The sequence below is a fragment of the Kribbella sp. NPDC051586 genome (assembly GCF_044453965.1).
Lineage (GTDB): Bacteria > Actinomycetota > Actinomycetes > Propionibacteriales > Kribbellaceae > Kribbella.
Genome location: NZ_JBITDF010000004.1, coordinates 1,050,256 through 1,071,196, shown reverse-complemented (window position 1 = coordinate 1,071,196; position 20,941 = coordinate 1,050,256). Strand labels below are relative to the sequence as shown.

Genomic DNA, 20,941 nt, shown 5'->3' with positions numbered 1-20,941 from the left:
GAGCTCAGTGGTCGGCGAGCGTCGGGTAGTCGGTGTAGCCGCGGTGATCGCCGCCGTAGAACGTGGTTCGGTCGGGCCGGTTGTACGGACCCTCAGCGGCGAGGCGGGCGGGTAGGTCGGGGTTGGCGAGGAACAGTGCCCCGAAGGAGATCAGGTCCGCCGTACCGTCGTCGACGAGTCCCAGCGCCTCTGGCCCGGTGGGTTCCGCCGCGGTGTGGGGATTGAGGATGAACGTGGTCGGCCACTGCTTGCGGAGGCGGTTGGTCAGGTCGCGGTCCGGGCCCTCCATGAGGTGCAGGTAGCTCAGCTCCAGCGGGGCGAGCTGCTCGATCAGCGTGTCGTACGTCGTCTCCGCGTCGTCCTCGGCGATGTCGTTGTTCGGAACGCCGGGCGAGATGCGGAACCCGAGCTTGCCGGCGCCGATCGCGTCGGCCACCGCGGTAGCCACCTCGACGCCGAAGCGGACGCGCCCCGTGGCCGGACCGCCCCAGCCGTCGCGCCGTCGGTTGGTGTTCGGCGCCAGGAACTGGTGGATCAGATACCCGTTGCCGCCGTGCAGTTCGACCCCGTCGAATCCGGCCGCCATCGCGTTGCGCGCGGCCGCGGCGAAGTCGTCGATGGTCCGGGAGATCTCCGGTCCGGTCAGTTCCTTCGGTGCGACGAAGTCGTGGGGTCCGTCGTGGGTGAAGACCTGTCCGCGGGCGGCCACCGCGGAGGGAGCGACCGGATGCAGGCCCGCGGGGAGCAAGCTCGGGTGCCCGATGCGGCCGGTGTGCAGGAGTTGTGCGTAGATCACGCCATCGGCCTGGTGTACGGCGTCGGTCACGGTTCGCCAGGCCGCGGTCTGCTCAGCGGTGTGCAGACCGGGAGTGTCGGGATAGCCCTGACCCACGGGCGAAGGCTGAGTGCCTTCAGTGACGATCAGGCCCGCGCCGGCCCGCTGCGCGTAGTACTCCGCGGTCTGTGTCGTCGGGCTGGCGCCGGGCCCGTAGGCACGGCTGCGAGTCATCGGGGCCATCGCGATGCGGTTGGCCAGGCGTTGGCCGCCCAGCTGGTAGGAGTCGAATGCGATTGACATACCTGTTCGAACAGGTAAATGCAGGAAGTGATTCCGGCATTCGCTGTGATTCAGCTCACATGCACGGCTGCTGCCTGCGGAAAGGCCTTTAGTTGGAGGTGGCCCCGCCAGTGGCTGCTTGAACAGCTATACTCGGTGAGGTGAACTCTCAGCCCGCGTCGATGCCGGCCGAACCACTGACCAACGCCATCGTCCGGGTGGCCCGCCTGCACCGGATGATCGCCGCGCAACTGCTGCGCCGCGTCGGCCTGCGCCTCGGGCAGGAGCTGGTGATGATGCAGCTGTGGGAGCGCGGCTCGCAGAGCCAGACGGAGCTCGTCCGGACACTCGGCTCCGACTCCGCCGCGATGACGCGGACCGTCCGGCGCCTCGAGCAGGCCGGCTTCGTGCGGGTCAAGCCGAGCGAGACCGACAAGCGCGCCACCGTCGTCGAACCCACCCCGGCCAGCCAGTCGGTGCGCCACGAGGTCGAACGCATCTGGGCCCAACTGGAAGAGAGTGCGGTCGGCGACCTGACCCCGACCGAACAAGCCGAAGCGCTCGTGGTGCTTCAGCGCATCGAAGACAGCCTCACCCGCGCCGCCGCGCCGCCGGCGTAGTCATCAGCTGGCGACTGCTCGAGCGACGGAGCGGCCGAGAGGGCTGGTGGCGGTCACCTCGATGTGGCCGAGGCCGAGCCAGGTCGCCATCAGGTGGAGCTCGGCCGCCAATGGGGCGGTGCAGTCCGGGGCGTCGGGCTCGAGGGTGAGGGTCGGGACCACGAGGGTGGAGGTTCGGCGATCGGCTTTGAGGTCTACTCGGGCCACGAGGAGGTCGCCCAGCAGGAATGGGAGTACGTAGTACCCGTGGATCCGTTGTGGGGCTGGCGTGTAGATGCTGATCCGGTAGAAGAAGTCGAACAGGTGATGGGTGCGGTCTCGGTTCCAGATCAGTGGATCGAAGGGGGAGAGCAAGGCCTGGGCGTCGACCGGGCGATCCTTCGCCTCATGCCAGCGGTAGCTCTGCCGGCTGATCCCTTCGACGCGCACCGGGATCAGTTCGCCGGTCTCGGTCAGTTCGCCGATCACCTCGCGAGCGGTTGCCGTTGGCAACGGGAAGTGGCCCTGGCCGGAGCCGCAGAGCTCCTTGGCGGTGGCGATGCCGAGCCCGCGCGCCGCGATCCGGACCAGTTCGCGACGAGCTTCGTCGGCCGTGAGCTCGGGTGCGGAGAGTACGTCGGCGGGCAGGACGCGCTCGGTCAGGTCGTAGATCCGCTCGAAGTGCCGACGGCCCGCGATCGTCACCTGGCCCGTGCAGAACAAGTACTCGATCGCGATCTTCGCGTCCTGCCAGTTCCACATCCGGCCAGTGCTCGGATCGGGGTGGGGGTCGGCGCGCTTGCGTCGTACGCCGTCCGGGCTCGCCTCGCCCGCGGTCAACGGGCCTTTCTCGGTGATCAGTTCGAGCACTTGGTCGACGTACCCTGGCCGCTCCGCGGTCAGCCGGCGCATCCCCGCGACGACCGACCAGGGCGCGGTCACCTCCGGGCTCAGTTCCTCGTCCCACACCTGCCGCTCCGCCGCCCGCATCCGCCACCGCATCAACGGGTACGCCGTGAGCGGGATGAGCGCCGCCTTGTGCCCCCAGAAGTACTCGAACAGCTCGCGGTCGTCGCCCCACGCCAACTTGTCGAGCGCCGCCCGCGAATAGTTGCCCACCCGCGCGAACACCGGCAGATAATGCGACCGGCACAGCACGTTGACGGAATCCAGTTGGAGTACGCCGGCCTGCGCGATCGCCCGGCGCATCGCCCGCACGTCACCCCGCTTGGGACGCCCGTCCGCGAACCCCTGCGCATTCAGGGAAAGCCGTCGCGCAACCTCAACCGAGACCTCATCACCCACGGCCGCCATACCCCGAACCATAGCCAGACACTAGGTCGCGACCATCGCGGCGTACGCCGTGCTGAGAGCGTGAAAGACGGCCTTGGGCCTCCAGGCGCCATCCGTGCCGAGGCGGACAACGCCGTACGACGCCAGGTCCAGGTGCTCGGTGAAGTTGTAGCCGGCGTAGGTGAACCAGAAGGCGGTGTCGACACTCTCCTCGTCGAAGACTTCAACGAGTTCACGGAAGTACGTCGCTTGCTCCTCCTCGTCGCGGATGTAGTCGCCGTTGATCGTCCAGGTGCCGCGGTCGACGATCATCCAGCCGCGCCCGCCGTCGGCGGAGGCGCCGCGATACGTGCAGTAGCCGAACTCCGTGATCACCACCGGCAGCCCGTGCCGATGCAGCGCCCGGATCTCCTCCCGGAAGGTCGCCGCGTTGTGCGCGGATCGGTACGCGTCGGACGCGACGTAGTCGAACGGCGTCCAGTCCACCTGCTCGAACGGCAATGACGCGTAGGTGATCGGCCCACCGAACTTCCGGCGTACGGCGTCTGTGGCCTCGCCCAGGAAGGCGTTCAGGCGAGGCGGCACGGCGTTGTGCGACTCGCGGATCGCGGCGCTGCGTTCGAGCAGGTTGTCGCCGGGGAGGAAGCCGTGGGCGAAGATGCTCAGCTCGCCGCCGGCGATCAACCTGACGTCAGCCCCCGTCTGCCGGATGCTCTCGGCGCGCGCGGCGCACTCCTCGAACAACGGCAGCATCTCCGCCGCGGTCAGCTCACAAGGAAAGGGCGAGAGCCAGACCTCGAGACCCAGTGCCGCCGCATGCTCGGCGGCGATCGTCAGCCTGACCGGATCGCTGCCGGAGATGCGTACGGCGGTGCAGTGCAGCTCGTCCGCGATGACGGTCAACTCACGTCGCACGGTCGCGGAGTCGAAGTCGGTCCTGGTCCACCGGGCGGGAAACTGTGCGCCGGTGTCGTAGTTGATGCCCTTACCGCGCATGGGTGCTCTCCGGGAGGTTGCGACGGCGGCCGCGGAGCCAGAAGGCGCAAGCGGCGAGGAGGCCGAGTGCTCCGACGTGAAGGACCGGCGAGAGGTTGGCCATGGTGTCGAGCGGCAGTGAGTAGACCAGCACCAGCCGGACGATCGCGTCGATCAGCAGGACCGTGCCGAACAGTGCTGTCATCAGGGTGAAGTGCTTGCGGAACGACGGGTCGGTTCGCCAGCGGTCGTCCCAGTCGGGAGCCTTGGTGACCTTGCGGGCCAGGGTGAAGACAAGTGGGCGACCGAGCACGCAGGAGCCGACCAGGAGCAGGCCGGCGGCGCCGGAGAGCACGGACTCCTTGGCCAGCAGGATGCGCGGATCGTTGGTGAGCAGCGAGATCGTGAGGAGGAGTGCGAAGGTGCCGCCGACGACGGCCGCGATGGCGTCGAGGCGCCGGTGGACCGCCGCGACGAACGCTACGCGGAGCAGGGCCGCGACTCCGGCGGCGATGAGCGAGGTCTGTACGTCGTACCCGGCGGCGTGCGCGCCGTAGTACACCACGGCCGGCAGCCCGATGTCCCAGAGCAGGCCGATGAGGAGCTTACGCATGATCCGAATCCCTTCAGTTAAGATACTGCTAGTAGCTTAAGAAGGTTTCGGAGCGCTGAAATAGGCCGAATGTCATGGGATACTCTGGGTATCTCTCAGAGGAGGCTGCGTGACACAGGGGACACGCCGGCGGGGCGCCGCGCTGGAGGAGGCGATCCTGCGGGCGGCGGTCGACGAGCTGACCGAGGTCGGGTACCGCGAGCTGACGATGGACAATGTCGCCACCCGGGCCGGCACGGCGAAGAACGTGATCTACCGCCGCTGGCCGAGTCGGGCCGCGCTCTGTATCGCGGCGTACCGGCACATGCTCCCGACCGGTCCCGACCAAACCCCCGACACCGGCTCGCTCCGCGGTGACGCGCTCGCGCTGCTCACGCGCGCCAACGACCGCATGTCCTCGCCGGTCGGTCGCATCCTCCGCCAGCTCCTCGCCGACATCCACTCCGACCCCGAGCGGATGCGTGAGCTCCGCGACCAGGTCGCCCGCGCCGGCGTCTCCCACTGGCTGACCGTCCTGGCCCGCGCCGCGGGCCGCGGTGAGGTCGGCCAGGCGGCGCTGACTCCACGCGTGGCCACGGTCGCCGTCGACCTGCTCCGCAACGAGTACGCCCTCAACGGCGCGACCGCAGTCTCCGCCGACGTCCTCGCCGAGATCGTCGACGAGGTCTTCGTCCCGCTGGCTACGCGGACGTCATGACGGCGCGAAGGGTCTCGAAGTCCTTCGGCGTCAGGGGGACCAGGCCGCGGCGGAGCTGGTAGCCCCAGTTCGGCTGGTCGGTCAGTTCGAGGTCGACCGCGCGGAGATCCGCGCGACGTACGGGCAGGAACTCGATCCGTCGGCGCCACGGCTGGACGGTGCCGTGCGAGCCCATGTCCATCGGTTCAGCCTGGTACGGCTCGGCGTCGGCGACCATGCCGAGGGCGGTGAACGCGCGGAGCGGCTGCTTCTCGCCGTACCGCTCGGACGGGGAGTAGATCGCGAACCCGTCCCCCTGACGCAGTCGCGCGACGCCGTACCGCTTGCCGTGGTTGAGCTGGATGAAACCGCCTTCGACCGCCCGCCGGGTGTGGTCCGCGGAGACCACACCCAGCCAGGCGCGCTGTAGAACCGTCATGCCTCTACTGTCGGCCGGAATATACGACATCTTTCGTCATGATTCTGCGGCGCAGCTTGGCGAGCAACGGCCACGCGATCATCAGCAGGATCGCCGCGTAGATCACGTAGGACACCGGCCCGCCGATCAGCCCGGACGCATCGCCGTTGGACAACTGCAGCGCCATCCGCGCCTGCCGTTCGGCGATCGGGCCGAGGATCACGCCGATGATCAACGGCAGCACCGGCAGACCGAACCGGCGCATCCCGAAACCGAGCAGCCCGAGCATCAGAAGCAGCAACAGGTCGAGCGGCTGCGCGTTCACGGCGTACGCGCCCATCGAGGCGAAGAAGATGATCCCGGCGTACAGGTACGGCCGCGGGATCTGCAGCAGCTTCGCCCACGCCGGCGCCAGCGGCAGGTTGAGCAGCAGCAGCATCAGGTTGCCGATGAACAGGCTGGCGATCAGCGCCCACACCAGCTTCGGCTCGCGCTGGAACAGCAACGGCCCGGGCTGGATGCCGTACGACGTGAACGCGGCCAGCATCACCGCCGCCGTCGCGTTCGTCGGCAGACCGAGGGCGAGCATCGGCACCAACGTCCCGGCGGCCGACGCGTTGTTCGCGGCCTCCGGACCGGCCACGCCCTCGATCGCGCCGTGCCCGAACTCCTCCGGATGCTTGGACAGCTTCTTCTCCGTGGCGTACGACAGGAAGGTCGGGATCTCCGCGCCGCCGGCCGGCAGCGCGCCGATCGGGAACCCGAACGCCGTCCCGCGCAGCCACGGCTTCCACGAACGGCGCCAGTCCGACTTGCCCATCCACGGCCGGCCGACCGGGATCACCGTGCCCGGGTTCCGCCGCAGGTGCGCCGCGACCCAGAGCGCCTCGCCGACCGCGAAGATGCCAACGGCAACCACGACGACATCGATGCCGTCGGCAAGCTGCGGCACGCCGAACGTGAGCCGCTGCTGGCCGGTGACCTTGTCGATCCCGACCAGCCCGATCACGAGCCCGAGCAGTAGCGCCGCGAACCCACGGATCCGGGACGATCCGAGCACCGACGTAGCGCCGGCGAACGCGAGCAGCATGATCGCCAGGTAGTCCGGCGCACCGAGGCTGATCGCGAACTTCACCACCTGCGGCGCGACCAGCACCAGCAGCAACGTCCCGATCGTGCCGGCCACGAACGACCCGATCGCCGCCGTCGCCAGCGCCTGTGCGGCCCTCCCGGCGCGCGCCATCTTGTTGCCCTCGATCGCCGTCACCACCGATGACGACTCGCCTGGCGTGTTCAACAGGATGGACGTGGTCGAGCCGCCGTACATGCCGCCGTAGAAGATGCCGGCGAACATGATGAACGCCTGCACCGGCTCGAGACCGTACGTGATCGGCAACAGCAGCGCGACCGTCATCGCCGGCCCGATCCCCGGCAGCACGCCGACCGCCGTACCGACGGTGACGCCGAGCAACGCAAGCAGCAGATTGATGGGTGTCAGGACATCTGCGAATCCCTGAAGTAGGTCCATCACAAGATCCCTTGCAGTACGCCGGCGGGCAGGCCGACGCCCAGCCCGATCGCGAAGCCGTAGAACGTGATCAGCGCCAGCGCGACGGCGATGAACAGGTTGCGGAAGTGGTGCCGGCTGCCGAGCGCGAACGCGGATCCCCAGAACAGCAGGGTCCCGCTGATCACCCAGCCCAGCGGCTCGATCAGCGCCAGGTTGACCACGAACGCGGCGATCAGCAGCAGCACGGTGCGCCAGTCGACGGCGGACGTCACGTCCACGTCCTCGCCTTCCTCGGCCTCTCCGGTCCCGCCGCGGGCGACGTCCACGGCGTACAGCACGGCGACGACGAGCAGCAGTCCGCCGAGCGCGATCGGCACCGGCTTCGGGCCGATCGGATCGTTGCTGTTGGCAATGTGCTGGAGCCGGGCGGCGTCGACGATCACCAGGACGCCGACCACCGCCAGGAACCCGCACACTCCGTACTGCGCACGATCCGGCCGCCTGACAGCGGCCTCGCTCATGCCGCCAGACCCAGCTTGGTCAGGATGTCGGCGACGGCCTTGTCCTGGTCGGTGAGGAACTTGCCGAACTCGTCACCGGTCACGAACGCGTCCGTCCAGCCGTGCTTGTCCAGCTCGGACTTCCACTCGGCGGAGTCGTGCATCTTGGTCAGCGCGTCGATCCAGACCTTCTTGTCCTCGTCGCTGATCCCCGGCGGCGCGACGATCCCGCGCCAGTTCGTGAACACCAGGTCGATGCCGGAACCCTTCAGCGTCGGCACCTCCTTCAGCGCCTCGATCGGCTTCTCGCTGGTCACCGCGAGCACTCGCACCTGACCGCTCTGGACCTGGTCGAGGAACTCGCCGAATCCGCTGGCCCCGAAGGCGATCTTGCTCCCCAGCAGCGCGGGCAGCAGCTCGCCGCCGCCGTCGTACGAGACGAAGTTGACGTCCTTCGGGTTGATGCCGACCGCCTGCGCGAGCTGCATCGGCAGCAGGTGGTCCGGTCCGCCCGGCGACGAGCCGCCGCCGACCGCCATCCCCTTCGGGTTGGCCTTCCAGGCGGTGACCAGGTCGCCGATCGTCTTGTACGGCGAGTCCTTCGGCACCACGATCGCGCCGGCCTCCTCGATCATCTTGGCGATCGGGGTGGTCTGGGTGAGCGTCGCCTTCGACTTCGAGGTGTACGTCGCCCCGACCACGCCGAGCCCCATCTGCATGGCGAGCTTGCCGTTGCCCTTCTCGTTCACGATCCGCTGCAGGCCGACCGTTCCGCCGGCGCCGGGCAGGTTGAACACCTGCACGCCGGTCGCGATCTTGGCGTCCTCCATCACCTTCGCGGCGACCCGGGCGGTGGTGTCGTACCCGCCGCCGGCCGCGTTCGGCACCATCAGCCGCAGGCCGGTGGCCGGCTTGCCGCTGCCGGAGTTGGACGTGCCGTTCTTCTCCGCGGTCGCACCGCAGGCCGTCAGGCCGAGCACGGCGAGCAGTGCCGTGGCGGCCAGGAGACTGGACCTCATGGCGGAGTCCTTTCGGTGGGGATCAAGTGCCGACGATCGTGGCCCTCCGACGGTTGGCGCGTCTGCGTTGTGGCCGCAGCGGTGGTTGAGTTCATTGTGGTCACAGGCTCAACCTGGGTGAAGTGTGGCACTTGAGGGCCCGACCGGTGATCATGCGGCAAGGCTCGTGGAACCAGAAGGAGGTGAACATGGCGGTACGACTCGGGCGGCGGCCCACGCTCGCCGGGCAGCTGCTGGTGCTGCAGCTGGCGATCGTGGTCGTGGTGCTGGTCGCCGTCGCCGCGGTCTCGCTGGCCCAGTCCGCCGCCACGTTCAACCGGGTCGAGGGCCGTCGGGTGACCGCGCTCGCCGAGCAGCTGTCCGGCAACCAGACGCTGCGGTTCGGCATCCGGCATCCCGCGCCGGCCGAGGTCCTCGCACCGTTGCTCCAGACAACATTGACGCAGTCCGGCATCACCTCGATCACCGTCGCCGACGCCCAGGGCCGGATCATCGCGGCCACGAACCCCACCACCATCGGCAGTTCATTGACGCTCGGTAATCCCTGGGTGGCGCAAGGTCGGGGCTGGTCCGGTGAGTTGCGGCTGGCCGACGGGAAAGAGCTGGTCTCGCAGGTCCCGGTGCTCAGCCAGGGCACCGATTCGGCCGGCCGGCCGGACGGGACCCTCGGCGATCACATCGGCACCGTGATGGTCGGTGAACGGGCCCCGTCGATCTGGCAGCGCTTGCGCGGCGCATCGTCGTACCTGGCCATTTATCTCGGCATCGCCTGTGTGCTCGGGCTGCTCGGGTCGTGGTTGCTGGCCCGCCGGATCAAGCGGCAGACGCTCGGGCTCGAGCCGCGTGAGATCGCGGGGCTGGCCGAGCACCGGGAGGCGATGCTGTACGGGCTGGCCGAGGGAGTCGTTGCCTTGGACCCCCAGCTGCGCGTCACGCTGGTGAACGACGTCGGCCGCCGGCTGCTCGACCTGCCTTCGAGTGCGGTCGGCCGCAGTCTGGACGATCTCGGCATCGAGGGCCGGCTGCGCGAGGTGCTTTCCGGCGAGGACGAGGCGCGCGACGCGGTCGTCGTACGGCGTGGGCGGGTGCTCGTGATGAACCGGATGGAGGTCCTGAAGGACGGACGGTCGCTCGGGTCGGTGACGACGCTGCGGGACCGGACCGAGCTGGCGCAGCTCGAGCGGGAGCTCGGCTCGTTCCGTTCGTCCGCCGAGCTGCTCCGGGCGCAGACGCACGAGTTCGCGAACCAGCTGCACACGATCTCGGGCTTGATCCAGATCGGGGAGTACGACGAGGTCGTCACGTACGTCGGTGCGCTCAACCGTTATCGTGAATCGCTCGACCTGACCGTGACCCGGCGGGTCCACGACACCGCGGTCGCCGCCCTGCTGATGGCGAAGTCCTCGCTCGCGGCCGAACGCCGCGTCGAGCTCCGGGTGTCCGAGCGTACGACCCTGCTCCGGCTCGACCCGGCGCTGTCCGCGGACGTGGCGACCGTGGTCGGCAATCTCGTCGACAACGCGATCGACGCGGCCGCGCAGTCCGGTACGCCGCTGTCGCCCGCCTGGGTCGAGGTCGAACTGCGGCAGGACGCGTCGAGTGTGGAGATCGTGGTCCGCGACTCCGGTCCCGGGGTGGCGCCCGAGCTGGCGCAGGAGGTGTTCGCGCACGGCTTCACCACCAAGGCGGCGGCCGAGGGCGAGCGCGGGATCGGGCTGGCGATGACCCGGCTGATCTGCCGCCGGCGCGGCGGCGAGGTCGCCGTCACCAACATCGCCGACGGCGGCGCGGCGTTCGTCGCCCGGATGTCCGCCCAGCGCACGCCCGAAGGAGCCCGATGATCACGGTCCTCGTCGTCGACGACGACTTCATGGTCGCCCGTATCCACCGCGGATTCGTGGACCGGGTCGACGGCTTCGAAGTCGTCGGTACGGCGAACTCCGGCGACCAGGCCGTCGCGGCGCTGTCCGGGCTCCGCCCCGATCTGGTGCTGCTCGATCTCTATCTTCCGGACGTGTTCGGCATCGAGCTGATCGGCCGCATGCGCGCCGTACAGCCGGACGTCGACATCCTCGTCATCACCGCGGCGCGCGAGGCCGACGCGGTCCGGGGCGCCGTACGCCAAGGGGTCGTGAACTACCTGCTGAAACCCTTCGGCTTCGAGGATCTGCGGGCCCGACTGCAGGAGTACGCCCGCCGCCGCGCCAGCGTCCCAGACCAGGTCACCTCCCAGGCCGACGTCGACCGGGTCCTCGCTCCCGCCCGGCCGAGCGTCAACCGCCTACCCAAGGGCCTCAGTCAGGAGACCACCGACCTGGTCACCGCTGCGCTCCGCACCACACCCGACAACCTCTCCGCGGCCGAATGCGCCGAAAAAGTAGGCATCTCCCGCGTCAGCGCACGCCGCTACCTCGAGTTCCTCTGCACCCAGGGCCAGGCCCAGGTAACCCTGCGGTACGGCACCACCGGCCGCCCCGAACGCCGCTACCACTGGAGAAGCTGACCTGCATCTCGACAAGAGGTATCGTCCCGAGCGGGCGAGCGACACGCTCAACACTTCGACCGCGGCCCCGATCCCGTGGGACACCTCCTGTCGAAATGCAGATCACGCGGCTACTCCTCGACCAGCTCGACCGTGGCGGCGTGGCGCTCGGCGAGGGCGTGGTAGACGGCGGCGTTGTGGTCGACGAAGAGTTTCGCCGTGCCCTCGAGCGGGACGATCTTCTTCGCCGGGCTGCCCATCGCGACCGACTCCGGTGGGATGACCGCGCCCGGGGTGACCGTGGAGCCGGCGGCGACCAGTGAGCGCGGGCCGACGACCGCGCCGTCGAGGACGATCGCGCCGTTGCCGACCAGGGCCTGCGCGCCGATCGTGCAGTCGTGGATCAGGCATTGGTGCCCGACGGTCGCGTTCGGCCCGATCTCGCAGCCGTTGTGGCCGACGTGGATGACGGTGTTGTCCTGGATGTTCGCCCCGGCGCGGATCGTGATCGTGCCCAGATCGGCCCGGATCACCGCGCCGTACCAGACCGAGACCCCGGCCTCCACGACCACGTCTCCCACGAGCGTGGCGGTCGGCGCGATCCACGCGTCCGGGTGCACGGTCGGACGCTTACCTTCGAACGAGTACAACGGCATGCGCCACACCTTAGACGGATCAGCCGACGCCGAACCCGGTGATCGGCGCGAGGCTGGCGTGCGCGGGGGTGAAAGGGATTTGAAAGGACCTCTGGCGAGGCTACGGTGACAAGGTCTAGCTAGGAGGGTGGCATGACGGAGATCGCGAAATCCGGGGCCGCGGTGATCAACCGGGCCGACGGGCGGGACGACGGGGAGGAGTGGACCGAGAACTACACCCAGCTGCCTGGTGGTGCTGGTGTCTCGTTGATTCTCGAGTCGACGACCAAGGAGGGCGCAGGGCCGCGGCTGCACAAGCATCCGTACGCCGAGACGTTCATCATCCGCCGCGGTTCGGCGACGTTCACGGTCGACGGCGAGGAGATCGTCGGCACGGCCGGTCAGATCATCGTCGTTCCGGCGGAGACCCCGCACAAGTTCCGCACCGGCCCGGGTGGCTACGAAGCAGTCCACATCCACGCCAACCCGACGTTCGAGACTGTGTGGCTCGAATAGGCAGGCTGAAATAGTCAGGCTGGAGCGAAGGCGCCCAGCAGCGTCGCGGTGATGTACGGCGCTGCCTGGGCGGATGTGATGCGGCCGGCCTGGAGTTCGCCGGCCGCGCCGTGCATCACGTTGTGCATGACGCTGACCAGCCAGGATGTCGGCAGATCGGTGCGGAAGACTCCTTCGGTACGGCCGCGCTCGAGCAGGCGCTCCACCCGCGTCATCGGATCGGCGTGCAGTTCTTGCACCCGCCCCGGGGGGAGCGCGTCCTGAGCCGCGAGAAGTAGCGCGCGGTACTGATCGACCAGCTGCCAGCTCGACTCGATCAACCGGGCCAGCGCATCGCGCGGATCCCCGGTGAGATCGACCTGCCCGAGCCTGTCCTCGCCGGTCGCGATCGCCTGCACGAACACCGCGTCGACCAACTCGGCCCGGGACGGGAAGTGGCCGTAGAGCGTGACCCGCCCGACTCCGGCCGCCTTCGCGATCTCCGACGTACTCGCGGCCGGATCGCGGCTCAGGCACTCCGCCGCCGCGGTCAGGATCGCCGCGATGTTGCGCTGCGCGTCCGCCCGTCTGGTGGTGACCGCCACATCGGGCCTCCTCATCTTGAACACCGCTGTACGAATTCCTCTTGTCGAACACCAGTGTACGAGTTACGGTACTGGCCTAACCCGTACACACTTGTTCAACTTAAGGATGACGACCCATGGACCAACCAGACCCCCGGCGGTGGCGGCTGCTGGGGCTGCTCGCCGTCGCGCAGTTCATGCTGATCCTCGACGTCACCGTGGTGGCGATCGCGCTGCCCAACATCGAGACCGATCTCCAGCTCGGCCGCGAGACGCTGACCTGGGTGGTCAGTGCGTACACGCTGATGTTCGGTGGCCTGATGCTGCTCGGCGGTCGCGCCGCCGACCTGTTCGGCTCCCGCCGCGTCGTGCTGACCGGCCTGATCGTGTTCACCCTCGCCTCACTCGTCACCGGTCTGGCCGGAGGGCCTGAGCTCCTGCTCGCCGGCCGGGTCGCCCAGGGCATCGGCGCCGCGATGCTGTCGCCGGCCGCGCTGTCCGTCGTCACGAAGACGTTCGACGGCGAGGAGCGCAACAAAGCACTCGGCATCTGGTCCGCGATGGGCGGTGGCGGCGCCGCGATCGGCGTACTGCTCGGCGGCCTGCTCACCGCCGGTCCCGGCTGGCAATGGGTCTTCTACATCAACCTGCCGATCGGCCTGGTCGTGTTCACCTTGCTGATCCGGCTGCTCCCGTCCGACCGCCCGACCGAGCAGCAGGGCCGCCTCGACGTACCCGGCGCCCTGCTCGTCACGGCTGCCACGGGTACGGCGATCTACGCGCTCATCAACGCGGGCGACCGCGGCTGGCTCTCGGCCGCGACTCTCGGCACGCTGGCCGGCGCCCTCGTCCTGTACGGCGTGTTCGCCTGGGTGCAGCGCTCCGTCCGGTCACCGCTGATGGACCTCCGCATCCTCACCCGCCGACCCGTTGCCGCCGGCACCTTCATGCTGCTGGTCGCGACCGCGCTGATGATCTCGATGTTCTTCCTCGGCTCGTTCTACCTCCAGCACTTCGAGCAGTACGGCGCACTGCGCACCGGGCTGTTGTTCCTCCCGGTCGCCGTCGCCGCGATCGCCGGCGCGCATCTGGCCGGTCAGCTCGTCGGACGGATCGGCGCACGGCCGGTCGCTGCCGTCGGGTTCGCGATCACGGCACTGGGCGTCGCTGTCCCCGCGATCTGGGAGGGTGCTGCCGTGATCGTGATCGGGATGACCGTCGGGACGCTCGGACTCGGCGCCGCGTTCGTGGCGGCGTCGACCACGACGTTCGCGCAGATCGATCATCGGGAGGCCGGCCTGGCGTCCGGCATCCTCAGCACGTTCCACGAGTTCGGTGCGTCGCTCGGCGTTGCGGTGGTGTCGAGCGTGGCGGCGGCCAGCCTGGCCGGGACGGTGTCGACCGGGTTCGCTCGTGGGTTCACCTTCGCCGCGATCACGGCCGCGGTGGCGGCTGCACTGGCGCTGATCGTCGTACCGGCGTTCAAGCCTTCGACCGGAGGGGTTCATGTCCATTGAGATCCGCCGCGCGGTGGTCGCGGATGCGGAGACGGTGCTGACCATGCTGGGGGAGCTGGCGACGTACCAGGACCAGCAGCAGTACGTGACAGCAAGCCTGCAGGACTGGCAAGGGTTCCTCGGGCGCGAGGACGTGGTCGTGTTGCTGGCGGAGGTCGACGGCGCCGTCGCGGGGTACGTGTCCGCGCTGCGCCGGGCGTACCTCTGGGTCGGCGGCGATCAGCTCGCGCTGGACGATCTCTACGTCCGCGAGCAGTTCCGCGACGCCGGAGTCGGCCGTCAGCTCATGCTCGGGCTCGCCCGGCACGCATTGCCGGACCGGCTCCCGATCGGCTGGGGGCTGCGGCTCGAGAACACGTCCGGCTACCGGTTCTACGAACGCCTCGGCGCCAACCTGGTCACGAAGACGGCGGCCAGCTGGTCACCGGAGGCGTACGAGCGTCAGCTCAGCGAGTAGGTGGCCGCGACCGGCAGATGGTCGGACGCGAAGCTCACCGGGACGGACACCGCGGTCGGTGCCAGCTGCGCACTGTGCAGCTGGTAGTCGATCCGCTTGGTCGGCAGCGGCACCGGGCTGGTGAGCCCGAGCCCGAAACCCTTCTCCGGCCACGTATCGGTCCAGTGCGTGGTCAGCGTCTTCACCTCGGTCGACGTCGGTACGGCGTTGAAGTCGCCGACCAGCATCGTTGCCTCGGGCGCATCCTTGAGCAAGGCAACGATCGCGTTGACCTGCTCGACCCGCTCGCCGTCGTTGATCGTGGTCAGGTGCGTGTCCGCGAAGCGCAACGGCGTACCGCCGACGTCGATCAGCGTCTCCAGCAGTCCGCGCTGCTCACTGCCCGGGTGCAGCGGCAGCAGACTGTTGCGCGAGTCAACGATCGGGTACTTCGACAGCACCAGCGTCCCGTACTGGCGACGCGGCTTGCCCGGTTCGAGCGGGTCCCAGTCCAGGTTGGCGGCGAACACGTAGTTCATCTTCAACCGGGCCGCGAGCCAGGCCGGCTGGTCGACCCAGTTGCTGCGGGCATCGAAGTACTTGTCGACCTCCTGCAGCCCGACGACTCCCGCGCCGGAGGCCTCGATCGTCTTCGCGACCCGCTCGAGGTCGAGCTTCCCGTCGACACCCGCACCGTGGTGGATGTTGAACGTCAGGGTCTTCACCGTGGTGGCCTCCACCTTCGCTTGGGCGGTGAGTGGCGACACCACGAGGAGCAAGGACCCGGCCAGGGCAGCGAACATCATCGGTCGACGCATTGCCGCAGTATCACATCGGAAAGGATCAGAGGCCGGGACTTACCGAAACGTCATGGTCGCCCGGCGAGCTGCTTTCTACCGTGAACTGATGCGACGGACCGTGCCGCCACAGGCCTATTTCATCGTCAGCGCGGTCTTCCACTACCTGGGGCCGGCGCTGGCGGTGCTGTTGTTCGCGCGGATCGATCCGCTCGGCGTGGCCTGGCTGCGGATCGGGGCGGCCGGGGTGATCTTCTCGGTGTGGCGCCGGCCGTGGCGGGCCTGGCGACTGCTGTCCTGGAGCACACGTCGCCTGGTGATCGGGTGGGGCGCTGTCCTCGCGGTGATGAACTGCTGTTTCTACTTGGCCATCGACCGCATCCCACTGGGCACGGTCGCCGCGGCCGAGTTCGCGCCGGTGATCGTGCTGGCAGCCATCGCGGTGCGCTCGCTGCGGAATCTGCTCGCGCTGGCCCTTGCGGTGATCGGCGTCTACGTACTGACCGACATCCGGCTGTCGCACGACTGGATCGGGCTGGTCTTCACCGCCCTCAACGCGGTGCTGTTCGCGGCGTACGTCGTACTCGGCCATCGGATGTCGCGGGTCGAAGGCCTGCGCCGGATCGACGGTCTCGCCTTGGCGATGGGGGTCGCGACCGTACTCGCGCTGCCGGTCGGTCTGCGCGCGGCCGTCCCCGCGTTCACCGATCCCGGACTGCTCGCCGCAGCAGTCGGAGTCGGCGTCTGCTCGTCGGTGATTCCGTACGTCGCGGACCAGCTGGCGATGGCGCGATTGAAGCGATCCACGTTCGCGCTGATGCTCGCGTTGCTGCCCGCCACGGCGACGGTGATCGGTGCCGTCGTACTGCGGCAGTTCCCGCAGCCGGCCGAACTGGCCGCGGTCGCGATCATCGTCGTCGCGGTCGGGTTGCATCGCGAAGCTAGACAGCCTTGAGGGACAGCTCCTGCCAGTCGGCCCAGGTCTGCAGCCGGTCGGCGTACGCCTGCCGCACGAGCTCGTAGCCCTGGCCGAAGAAGACGTGCAGCGGTGGGTTGGGGGAGTCGGCGAGCTCGAGGATCGCAGGCCCGGCCGCAGCCGGGTCGTCGAAGTCGACCGACGCCACGTAGTCCGTCAGTGCCTTCCGCTGGCCGTCGTACAGCGGGTTCGGCGTGGCGGCCACCCCGCCGGTCAGGCCCTCGGTCGCGTAACCGCCGGGCTCGACCACCGTCACCTTGATGCCGAAGCCCGCGACCTCCTGGGCCAGCGCTTCGCTCAGGCCCTCGAGCGCCCACTTGGACGCGCAGTACCCGCTGCCGAGCAAGAACCCGGTCAGCCCGGCCACCGACGAGATCTGGATGATGTGCCCGCTGCCCTGCTCGCGCAGGTACGGCAGCGCGGCCTGCACCACCCAGACCGGACCGAAGAAGTTCGTCTCGAACTGGTCCCGCAACTGCTGCTCGGTGTACTCCTCGACCGCGCCGGACAGGCCGTAGCCGGCGTTGTTCACGATCACGTCGAGGCGGCCGAAGTGCTCCTTGGCCTGCTCGACAGCCCCGAAGACGGCGGCCTTGTCGGTGACGTCGAGCTCGAGCGGGAGTACTGCGTCGCCGTACGTGCCGACCAACTCGGTCAGGCTCTTGCGGGCCGTCGCGGCCACCCGGTCCCCGCGGGACAGGGCGGCCTCGACGAAGTGACGACCGAGGCCGCGGGACGAGCCCGTGACGAACCAGACCTTGTTGTTCTTCGGGCTCATGCCGGCCTCACGTTGTGGTTGCCGGCGAAGAGGTTCCTCGGGTCGTACTCGCGCTTGACCGCCGCGAGCCGCTCGTACGTCGCCGCCGGGTAGACCGCGGCCACCTCGGCGTCGTCGGCATCGGACAGGAAGTTCGCGTAGGCGCCGGTGACCTGCGGCGTGAGCTTGTCCCAGAGCGCCTGCCGGGCCGGACGGGTCGCCTCGATGACCGGCGGTGGGCCGATCGTGGTCGTGGCGAACATCAACTCCGCCTCGCGGTGCGCGTACGCCGTGGCGTCCGCGGCGACCTCGGACACCGCCCCGCCGACGGTACGGACCGACATGATCGGGGAACCCTGCGAGGCGCCGGTCTCGGCGAGGATCCGCAGTACCTCGGGCACGGAATCCTTGTCGACAAAGGCACTCCGGGTGATCAGCTGGATGCCGGGCGGCGGGACCGCTCCGTCCACCAGCACCTCGGCGTACGGCCGGAGCGCGACCTCGTCGGCGAGCACCGTGCCGAGCTTGCGGATCGGACCGATCGCCCGGGCGGCGAGTTCCGCGTCGTCACCGTCGAACGCGACCTCGATCTCCAGCGGCGCGTCGGGGCCGCCGAGGAACGGGTTGGCGAACGACGCGATCGACGTGAGCTCGGCCGGCGCATCGCGCTGATAGTCCGCCCAGCCCTGGAGCACCTCGGCGATCTCGTTCGCCGGGAAGGCGATCTTGCCGAAGTAGATATCGGTCGTCGGGTGCGCCGCGAACTCGAACGCGGTCACGATGCCGAAGTTCCCGCCGCCGCCACGGACCGCCCAGAACAGCTCGGGGTTCTCGTCCGCCGACGCCCGTACGACGTCACCGGCCGCGGTCACGAGCTCCACCGCGACCAGGCTGTCCAGCGCCAGACCGTATTTGCGGACCTTCCACCCGATCCCGCCGCTCAGCGTCAGGCCGCCGACGCCGACGCTCTTGGTATCGCCCGACGAGATCGCCAGCCCGTGCGGCGCCAGCGCGGCCGCGACCTGCCCCCAGGTGGCGCCGCCGCCGATGCGTACGACGTGGCGCTCCTTGTCGACGAGCTCGATCCCGGCCAGCTTGCCGAGGTCGATCACCACTCCGCCGTCGTTCGTCCCGAACCCGGCGAACGCGTGCCCGCCGCCGCGCACCGCCACCGGCAGCCCGCTCTCGACGGCGTACGCCACCGCCCTCCGGACGTCCTCGACACTCGCCGGCCTGAGGACGTACGCCGGGCTGCCCCCGACCAGCACGGTCCGGCTCGCGGCGTCGTACCCCGCGTCGTCCGGCCCGACGATCTCCCCGCCAAATCCTTCGATTACTGCGCTCATGACGTTCCTTTGCGTTTGTCCTCATCGAACAAACACCTGACGTCGACCGAGCAGGTCATGTGACGTGAACAAACGCACATCACACTTCGCAGGCCTATTTCGTCTGTGGTGTCGAGTCCGCGCGGGGTCGCTCGACGCAGGGGTAATCAGCCTCTTCGCACGGAAGGACCCCTTCGACATGACTACGAACGACTCGACGCTCCCGGCCACCGGCATCTCCACCCGCGCCCTGCTCACCGGCGGTGCCGTCGCCGGTCCGCTGTACGTCGCTGTGTGGCTGGTGCAGGCCTTCACCAGGGAGGGCTTCGACATCACCCGCCACCCCGCCAGCCTCCTCGCCAACGGCGGCCCCGGCTGGATCCAGACCGCCAACTTCATCGTCAGCGGTCTGCTGTCCATCGCGGCCGGGCTTGGCCTTCGCCGGACGATGCGGGGCCGCGGCCGGGTGTGGGGACCCTGGTTGCCGGCACCATCGGTTTCTCCGGGCTGATCGCGGCGTGCCTGGTGATCGCGGCGCACTACCGGTCGCTCGGTCGCCGGACCTACGCGCGCTTGTCACTCGTCACCGGCATCCTGTTCTTCGCCGCCTTCGCTGGGCTCAGCGCCGGCGCCGGTAGTCGCCCCACGATCATCGCGTTCGACATCGCTGTCGTGCTCGGGTGGAGCTGGCTCACCGCGGTCTGCGTCGACAAGCGGGTCTGAAAGCAGCCCTGGGAGCGACGCCGCTCCCAGGGCTGGTTCCTCTCAGTGCAGGCGGATCGTCACCAGGGTCGTCTCGATGTCACTGTCGACCAGGTTGCCCTTGGCATCGAATGCCGCCGGCCCGTCGTGACGTCCTCACCGGGGTCGACCACGCCGACCTTCGGGAAGGCTCAGGCGCGGGAGCGCATTTCCTTGGCGAAGGATTCTTGGAGGTGGTGCATGGTGGCGGCTTCGGTGGGGTCGGCGAAGAGGGCGGGGAGGTCGGCGGGGTCGACGTCGTAGAGGTGGGTCTGGATCCACCAGATGTTGCCGGCCGGGTCTTTGATGCGGGCGCCGCGGTCGCCGACGATCCGGGACGTGGTGAGTTCGGTGATCACGGTCGCGCCGGCGGTGACGGCGCGGTCGACCACGGCGTCCGCGTCGTCGACGTACACGCTCAGGAAGCTCGGGGTGTCCGGCCAGTCGGGTCGGGCGTCGAAGGCCATCACGACAGAGTCGCCGATGGTGATCTCGGCATGGCCGATCGTCCCGTCCTCGTTGGGGACCGCGAAGGCCGGCTTGGTGCCGAAGGCCTCCTGCACGAACTCGAGCCAGGCCGCGGCACCGCGAACGGCGACGTACGGAGTAACGGTCGACTTGCCACCAGGGTTCTTGGTCATGGCTCTACTCTGGCTGCAGTAGCGGCCAGCTTCTGTCCTCTATTCAGGTTGGCGGCGAACAGGCATTCTTTGGCTTCCTGGCGGTAGCAAGCCACGCCTGGATCTTGTGAGATTGCCTCATGACGACGTTCGTGCTGGTTCCTGGCGGTTGGAAGGGCTCGTGGGCTTATGAGGCGGTGATTCCACTGCTGGAGCGGGCTGGGCATGAGGTCCACGCCATGACGCTGACCGGTCTGGGCCCGACTGACGACGCCGCGACGGTGGCGACCGCCAACCTCGACACCCATACCGACGACGTACTGCGACTGCTCGAGCGTGCCGATCTCACCGACGTGACGTTGGTCGGCCACAGCTACGCCGGGATGGTGATCACCGCCGCCGCGGATCGCGCCGCCGGCCGGATCTCGCGACTCGTGCATCTCGATGCCTTCGTACCGCGCGACGGCGAGTCATGGTGGTCCTTGACGAACGACTACTTCCACGAAGTGGCGACGGCGGGCGCCGCAACCACCGGGTACGCCGTACGGCCGCCGGGCGATCGCGATCCGCGTCGCCGTCCTCATCCGCTCGCCTCGTTCATGCAGGGGGTTCGGCTCACCGGCCAGGTCGATCAGATCGCTCGTCGGGAGTTCGTCTACTGCTCGGGTTGGGAGCACCAGACGCCGTTCGCCGAGCTCCACACCCGACTCCAGGCCGATCCCGCCTGGCAGGTCCACGAGATCCCGACCGGCCACAACGTGATGAACGAGGCCCCGGACTTCGTCTGCCAGCTGCTGCTCAGCTAGGGCCGCTCCAAGAAAGTCCGGGTCGGTGCCGGTGGGATCTGCATCTGGACAGGAGGTGTTCGGTGGTCGGGTTTGGTTTCAGGTGTGGGTGAGCGGGTGGTGGCAGGTGG

General features: G+C 68.9%; 25 protein-coding genes. 11 read left to right on the top strand and 14 right to left on the bottom strand.

Features of this window, described 5'->3' with window-relative positions:
• Positions 1-4: 4 nt before the first annotated feature.
• A complete protein-coding gene (locus ACIA58_RS32010; RefSeq protein WP_396407541.1) occupies positions 5-1,078 on the bottom strand; it encodes an alkene reductase in 1,074 nt (357 codons plus the stop codon).
• Between the two features lie 140 nt (positions 1,079-1,218).
• Between ACIA58_RS32010 and ACIA58_RS32005 the strand changes: the two genes are divergently transcribed.
• Complete coding sequence (locus ACIA58_RS32005) at positions 1,219-1,677, top strand: MarR family winged helix-turn-helix transcriptional regulator (protein ID WP_396407540.1); 459 nt, start codon at positions 1,219-1,221, stop codon at positions 1,675-1,677.
• Between the two features lie 3 nt (positions 1,678-1,680).
• Here ACIA58_RS32005 and ACIA58_RS32000 read toward each other — a convergent pair whose 3' ends face one another.
• From ACIA58_RS32000 to ACIA58_RS31990, 3 genes are read right to left on the bottom strand one after another with little or no spacing between them, the layout of a single operon-like run.
• A complete protein-coding gene (locus tag ACIA58_RS32000) occupies positions 1,681-2,970 on the bottom strand; it encodes a winged helix-turn-helix domain-containing protein (protein WP_396407539.1) in 1,290 nt (429 codons plus the stop codon).
• A gap of 21 nt (positions 2,971-2,991) precedes the next feature.
• Positions 2,992-3,945: a hypothetical protein gene (locus tag ACIA58_RS31995; protein ID WP_396407538.1), complete on the bottom strand. Its 954-nt coding sequence runs from the start codon at positions 3,943-3,945 to the stop codon at positions 2,992-2,994.
• Positions 3,935-4,537 carry a VC0807 family protein gene (locus ACIA58_RS31990; RefSeq protein WP_396407537.1) on the bottom strand — a complete coding sequence of 201 codons (603 nt, stop codon included), beginning with the start codon at positions 4,535-4,537 and terminating at the stop codon, positions 3,935-3,937. The genes ACIA58_RS31995 and ACIA58_RS31990 overlap by 11 nt, the downstream gene beginning before the upstream one ends.
• Positions 4,538-4,646: 109 nt before the next feature.
• Here ACIA58_RS31990 and ACIA58_RS31985 point away from each other — a divergent pair, with 109 nt between their 5' ends.
• Positions 4,647-5,234, top strand: coding sequence for a TetR/AcrR family transcriptional regulator (locus ACIA58_RS31985; RefSeq protein WP_396407536.1), 588 nt, complete (start codon positions 4,647-4,649; stop codon positions 5,232-5,234).
• Here the strand turns inward: ACIA58_RS31985 and ACIA58_RS31980 are convergent.
• The 4 genes from ACIA58_RS31980 to ACIA58_RS31965 are packed head-to-tail and all read right to left on the bottom strand — an operon-like array spanning position 5,218 to position 8,660.
• The gene (locus ACIA58_RS31980; RefSeq protein WP_396407535.1) at positions 5,218-5,652 is read right to left on the bottom strand and encodes an EVE domain-containing protein; all 435 of its coding nucleotides are present in this window, start codon (positions 5,650-5,652) and stop codon (positions 5,218-5,220) included. The two genes, ACIA58_RS31985 and ACIA58_RS31980, sit on opposite strands and share 17 nt — an antisense overlap.
• Positions 5,653-5,656: 4 nt before the next feature.
• Positions 5,657-7,159, bottom strand: a complete 1,503-nt coding sequence (locus tag ACIA58_RS31975; RefSeq protein ID WP_396407534.1) for a tripartite tricarboxylate transporter permease — start codon at positions 7,157-7,159, stop codon at positions 5,657-5,659.
• The gene (locus tag ACIA58_RS31970) at positions 7,159-7,662 is read right to left on the bottom strand and encodes a tripartite tricarboxylate transporter TctB family protein (RefSeq protein WP_396407533.1); all 504 of its coding nucleotides are present in this window, start codon (positions 7,660-7,662) and stop codon (positions 7,159-7,161) included. Before ACIA58_RS31970 ends, ACIA58_RS31975 begins: the two co-directional genes overlap by 1 nt.
• Positions 7,659-8,660 carry a Bug family tripartite tricarboxylate transporter substrate binding protein gene (locus tag ACIA58_RS31965; RefSeq protein WP_396407532.1) on the bottom strand — a complete coding sequence of 334 codons (1,002 nt, stop codon included), beginning with the start codon at positions 8,658-8,660 and terminating at the stop codon, positions 7,659-7,661. The genes ACIA58_RS31970 and ACIA58_RS31965 overlap by 4 nt, the downstream gene beginning before the upstream one ends.
• Positions 8,661-8,848: 188 nt before the next feature.
• On the opposite strand from ACIA58_RS31965, the gene ACIA58_RS31960 reads away from it, so the two are divergent.
• Together ACIA58_RS31960 and ACIA58_RS31955 are read left to right on the top strand one after the other, a co-directional pair.
• Complete coding sequence (locus ACIA58_RS31960) at positions 8,849-10,501, top strand: ATP-binding protein (protein ID WP_396407531.1); 1,653 nt, start codon at positions 8,849-8,851, stop codon at positions 10,499-10,501.
• Positions 10,498-11,163, top strand: a complete 666-nt coding sequence (locus ACIA58_RS31955; protein ID WP_396407530.1) for a response regulator — start codon at positions 10,498-10,500, stop codon at positions 11,161-11,163. The genes ACIA58_RS31960 and ACIA58_RS31955 overlap by 4 nt, the downstream gene beginning before the upstream one ends.
• 110 nt (positions 11,164-11,273) lie before the next feature.
• On the opposite strand, the gene ACIA58_RS31950 is transcribed toward ACIA58_RS31955, so the two are convergent.
• A complete protein-coding gene (locus tag ACIA58_RS31950; RefSeq protein ID WP_396407529.1) occupies positions 11,274-11,798 on the bottom strand; it encodes a gamma carbonic anhydrase family protein in 525 nt (174 codons plus the stop codon).
• Positions 11,799-11,930: 132 nt separating this feature from the next.
• Here ACIA58_RS31950 and ACIA58_RS31945 point away from each other — a divergent pair, with 132 nt between their 5' ends.
• Positions 11,931-12,293, top strand: a complete 363-nt coding sequence (locus ACIA58_RS31945) for a cupin domain-containing protein (RefSeq protein WP_396407528.1) — start codon at positions 11,931-11,933, stop codon at positions 12,291-12,293.
• A gap of 14 nt (positions 12,294-12,307) precedes the next feature.
• Here the strand turns inward: ACIA58_RS31945 and ACIA58_RS31940 are convergent, their stop codons facing one another.
• The gene (locus tag ACIA58_RS31940) at positions 12,308-12,892 is read right to left on the bottom strand and encodes a TetR/AcrR family transcriptional regulator (RefSeq protein WP_396407527.1); all 585 of its coding nucleotides are present in this window, start codon (positions 12,890-12,892) and stop codon (positions 12,308-12,310) included.
• 101 nt (positions 12,893-12,993) lie between these two features.
• Between ACIA58_RS31940 and ACIA58_RS31935 the strand changes: the two genes are divergently transcribed.
• Positions 12,994-14,373 carry an MFS transporter gene (locus ACIA58_RS31935; RefSeq protein WP_396407526.1) on the top strand — a complete coding sequence of 460 codons (1,380 nt, stop codon included), beginning with the start codon at positions 12,994-12,996 and terminating at the stop codon, positions 14,371-14,373.
• The gene (locus ACIA58_RS31930; protein WP_396407525.1) at positions 14,363-14,830 is read left to right on the top strand and encodes a GNAT family N-acetyltransferase; all 468 of its coding nucleotides are present in this window, start codon (positions 14,363-14,365) and stop codon (positions 14,828-14,830) included. The genes ACIA58_RS31935 and ACIA58_RS31930 overlap by 11 nt, the downstream gene beginning before the upstream one ends.
• Here ACIA58_RS31930 and ACIA58_RS31925 read toward each other — a convergent pair.
• Positions 14,815-15,627 carry an endonuclease/exonuclease/phosphatase family protein gene (locus tag ACIA58_RS31925; protein WP_396407524.1) on the bottom strand — a complete coding sequence of 271 codons (813 nt, stop codon included), beginning with the start codon at positions 15,625-15,627 and terminating at the stop codon, positions 14,815-14,817. The two genes, ACIA58_RS31930 and ACIA58_RS31925, sit on opposite strands and share 16 nt — an antisense overlap.
• Positions 15,628-15,715: 88 nt before the next feature.
• Between ACIA58_RS31925 and ACIA58_RS31920 the strand changes: the two genes are divergently transcribed.
• On the top strand, positions 15,716-16,561 hold the full coding sequence (locus ACIA58_RS31920; protein WP_396407523.1) for an EamA family transporter: 846 nt from the start codon (positions 15,716-15,718) through the stop codon (positions 16,559-16,561).
• Here the strand turns inward: ACIA58_RS31920 and ACIA58_RS31915 are convergent.
• The gene (locus ACIA58_RS31915) at positions 16,548-17,360 is read right to left on the bottom strand and encodes an SDR family NAD(P)-dependent oxidoreductase (protein WP_396407522.1); all 813 of its coding nucleotides are present in this window, start codon (positions 17,358-17,360) and stop codon (positions 16,548-16,550) included. The two genes, ACIA58_RS31920 and ACIA58_RS31915, sit on opposite strands and share 14 nt — an antisense overlap.
• A complete protein-coding gene (locus ACIA58_RS31910) occupies positions 17,357-18,685 on the bottom strand; it encodes an FAD-binding oxidoreductase (protein WP_396407521.1) in 1,329 nt (442 codons plus the stop codon). The genes ACIA58_RS31915 and ACIA58_RS31910 overlap by 4 nt, the downstream gene beginning before the upstream one ends.
• Before the next feature lie 178 nt (positions 18,686-18,863).
• Here ACIA58_RS31910 and ACIA58_RS31905 point away from each other — a divergent pair, with 178 nt between their 5' ends.
• On the top strand, positions 18,864-19,175 hold the full coding sequence (locus tag ACIA58_RS31905; RefSeq protein ID WP_396407520.1) for a DUF998 domain-containing protein: 312 nt from the start codon (positions 18,864-18,866) through the stop codon (positions 19,173-19,175).
• On the top strand, positions 19,133-19,387 hold the full coding sequence (locus tag ACIA58_RS31900; RefSeq protein ID WP_396407519.1) for a hypothetical protein: 255 nt from the start codon (positions 19,133-19,135) through the stop codon (positions 19,385-19,387). Before ACIA58_RS31905 ends, ACIA58_RS31900 begins: the two co-directional genes overlap by 43 nt.
• Before the next feature lie 170 nt (positions 19,388-19,557).
• On the opposite strand, the gene ACIA58_RS31895 is transcribed toward ACIA58_RS31900, so the two are convergent.
• On the bottom strand, positions 19,558-20,046 hold the full coding sequence (locus ACIA58_RS31895) for a VOC family protein (RefSeq protein ID WP_396407518.1): 489 nt from the start codon (positions 20,044-20,046) through the stop codon (positions 19,558-19,560).
• 119 nt (positions 20,047-20,165) lie between these two features.
• On the opposite strand from ACIA58_RS31895, the gene ACIA58_RS31890 reads away from it, so the two are divergent.
• Positions 20,166-20,831: an alpha/beta fold hydrolase gene (locus ACIA58_RS31890; RefSeq protein ID WP_396407517.1), complete on the top strand. Its 666-nt coding sequence runs from the start codon at positions 20,166-20,168 to the stop codon at positions 20,829-20,831.
• Positions 20,832-20,941: the final 110 nt, after the last annotated feature.

Coding starts and splice junctions, on each gene's coding strand:
- ACIA58_RS32010 (WP_396407541.1), bottom strand. CDS start 1,078: ATGTCAATCGCATTCGACTCCTACCAGCTGGGCGGCCAACGCCTGGCC.
- ACIA58_RS32000 (WP_396407539.1), bottom strand. CDS start 2,970: ATGGCGGCCGTGGGTGATGAGGTCTCGGTTGAGGTTGCGCGACGGCTT.
- ACIA58_RS31995 (WP_396407538.1), bottom strand. CDS start 3,945: ATGCGCGGTAAGGGCATCAACTACGACACCGGCGCACAGTTTCCCGCC.
- ACIA58_RS31990 (WP_396407537.1), bottom strand. CDS start 4,537: ATGCGTAAGCTCCTCATCGGCCTGCTCTGGGACATCGGGCTGCCGGCC.
- ACIA58_RS31980 (WP_396407535.1), bottom strand. CDS start 5,652: ATGACGGTTCTACAGCGCGCCTGGCTGGGTGTGGTCTCCGCGGACCAC.
- ACIA58_RS31975 (WP_396407534.1), bottom strand. CDS start 7,159: ATGGACCTACTTCAGGGATTCGCAGATGTCCTGACACCCATCAATCTG.
- ACIA58_RS31970 (WP_396407533.1), bottom strand. CDS start 7,662: ATGAGCGAGGCCGCTGTCAGGCGGCCGGATCGTGCGCAGTACGGAGTG.
- ACIA58_RS31965 (WP_396407532.1), bottom strand. CDS start 8,660: ATGAGGTCCAGTCTCCTGGCCGCCACGGCACTGCTCGCCGTGCTCGGC.
- ACIA58_RS31960 (WP_396407531.1), top strand. CDS start 8,849: ATGGCGGTACGACTCGGGCGGCGGCCCACGCTCGCCGGGCAGCTGCTG.
- ACIA58_RS31955 (WP_396407530.1), top strand. CDS start 10,498: ATGATCACGGTCCTCGTCGTCGACGACGACTTCATGGTCGCCCGTATC.
- ACIA58_RS31950 (WP_396407529.1), bottom strand. CDS start 11,798: ATGCCGTTGTACTCGTTCGAAGGTAAGCGTCCGACCGTGCACCCGGAC.
- ACIA58_RS31945 (WP_396407528.1), top strand. CDS start 11,931: ATGACGGAGATCGCGAAATCCGGGGCCGCGGTGATCAACCGGGCCGAC.
- ACIA58_RS31940 (WP_396407527.1), bottom strand. CDS start 12,892: ATGAGGAGGCCCGATGTGGCGGTCACCACCAGACGGGCGGACGCGCAG.
- ACIA58_RS31935 (WP_396407526.1), top strand. CDS start 12,994: ATGGACCAACCAGACCCCCGGCGGTGGCGGCTGCTGGGGCTGCTCGCC.
- ACIA58_RS31930 (WP_396407525.1), top strand. CDS start 14,363: ATGTCCATTGAGATCCGCCGCGCGGTGGTCGCGGATGCGGAGACGGTG.
- ACIA58_RS31925 (WP_396407524.1), bottom strand. CDS start 15,627: ATGCGTCGACCGATGATGTTCGCTGCCCTGGCCGGGTCCTTGCTCCTC.
- ACIA58_RS31920 (WP_396407523.1), top strand. CDS start 15,716: ATGCGACGGACCGTGCCGCCACAGGCCTATTTCATCGTCAGCGCGGTC.
- ACIA58_RS31915 (WP_396407522.1), bottom strand. CDS start 17,360: ATGAGCCCGAAGAACAACAAGGTCTGGTTCGTCACGGGCTCGTCCCGC.
- ACIA58_RS31910 (WP_396407521.1), bottom strand. CDS start 18,685: ATGAGCGCAGTAATCGAAGGATTTGGCGGGGAGATCGTCGGGCCGGAC.
- ACIA58_RS31905 (WP_396407520.1), top strand. CDS start 18,864: ATGACTACGAACGACTCGACGCTCCCGGCCACCGGCATCTCCACCCGC.
- ACIA58_RS31895 (WP_396407518.1), bottom strand. CDS start 20,046: ATGACCAAGAACCCTGGTGGCAAGTCGACCGTTACTCCGTACGTCGCC.
- ACIA58_RS31890 (WP_396407517.1), top strand. CDS start 20,166: ATGACGACGTTCGTGCTGGTTCCTGGCGGTTGGAAGGGCTCGTGGGCT.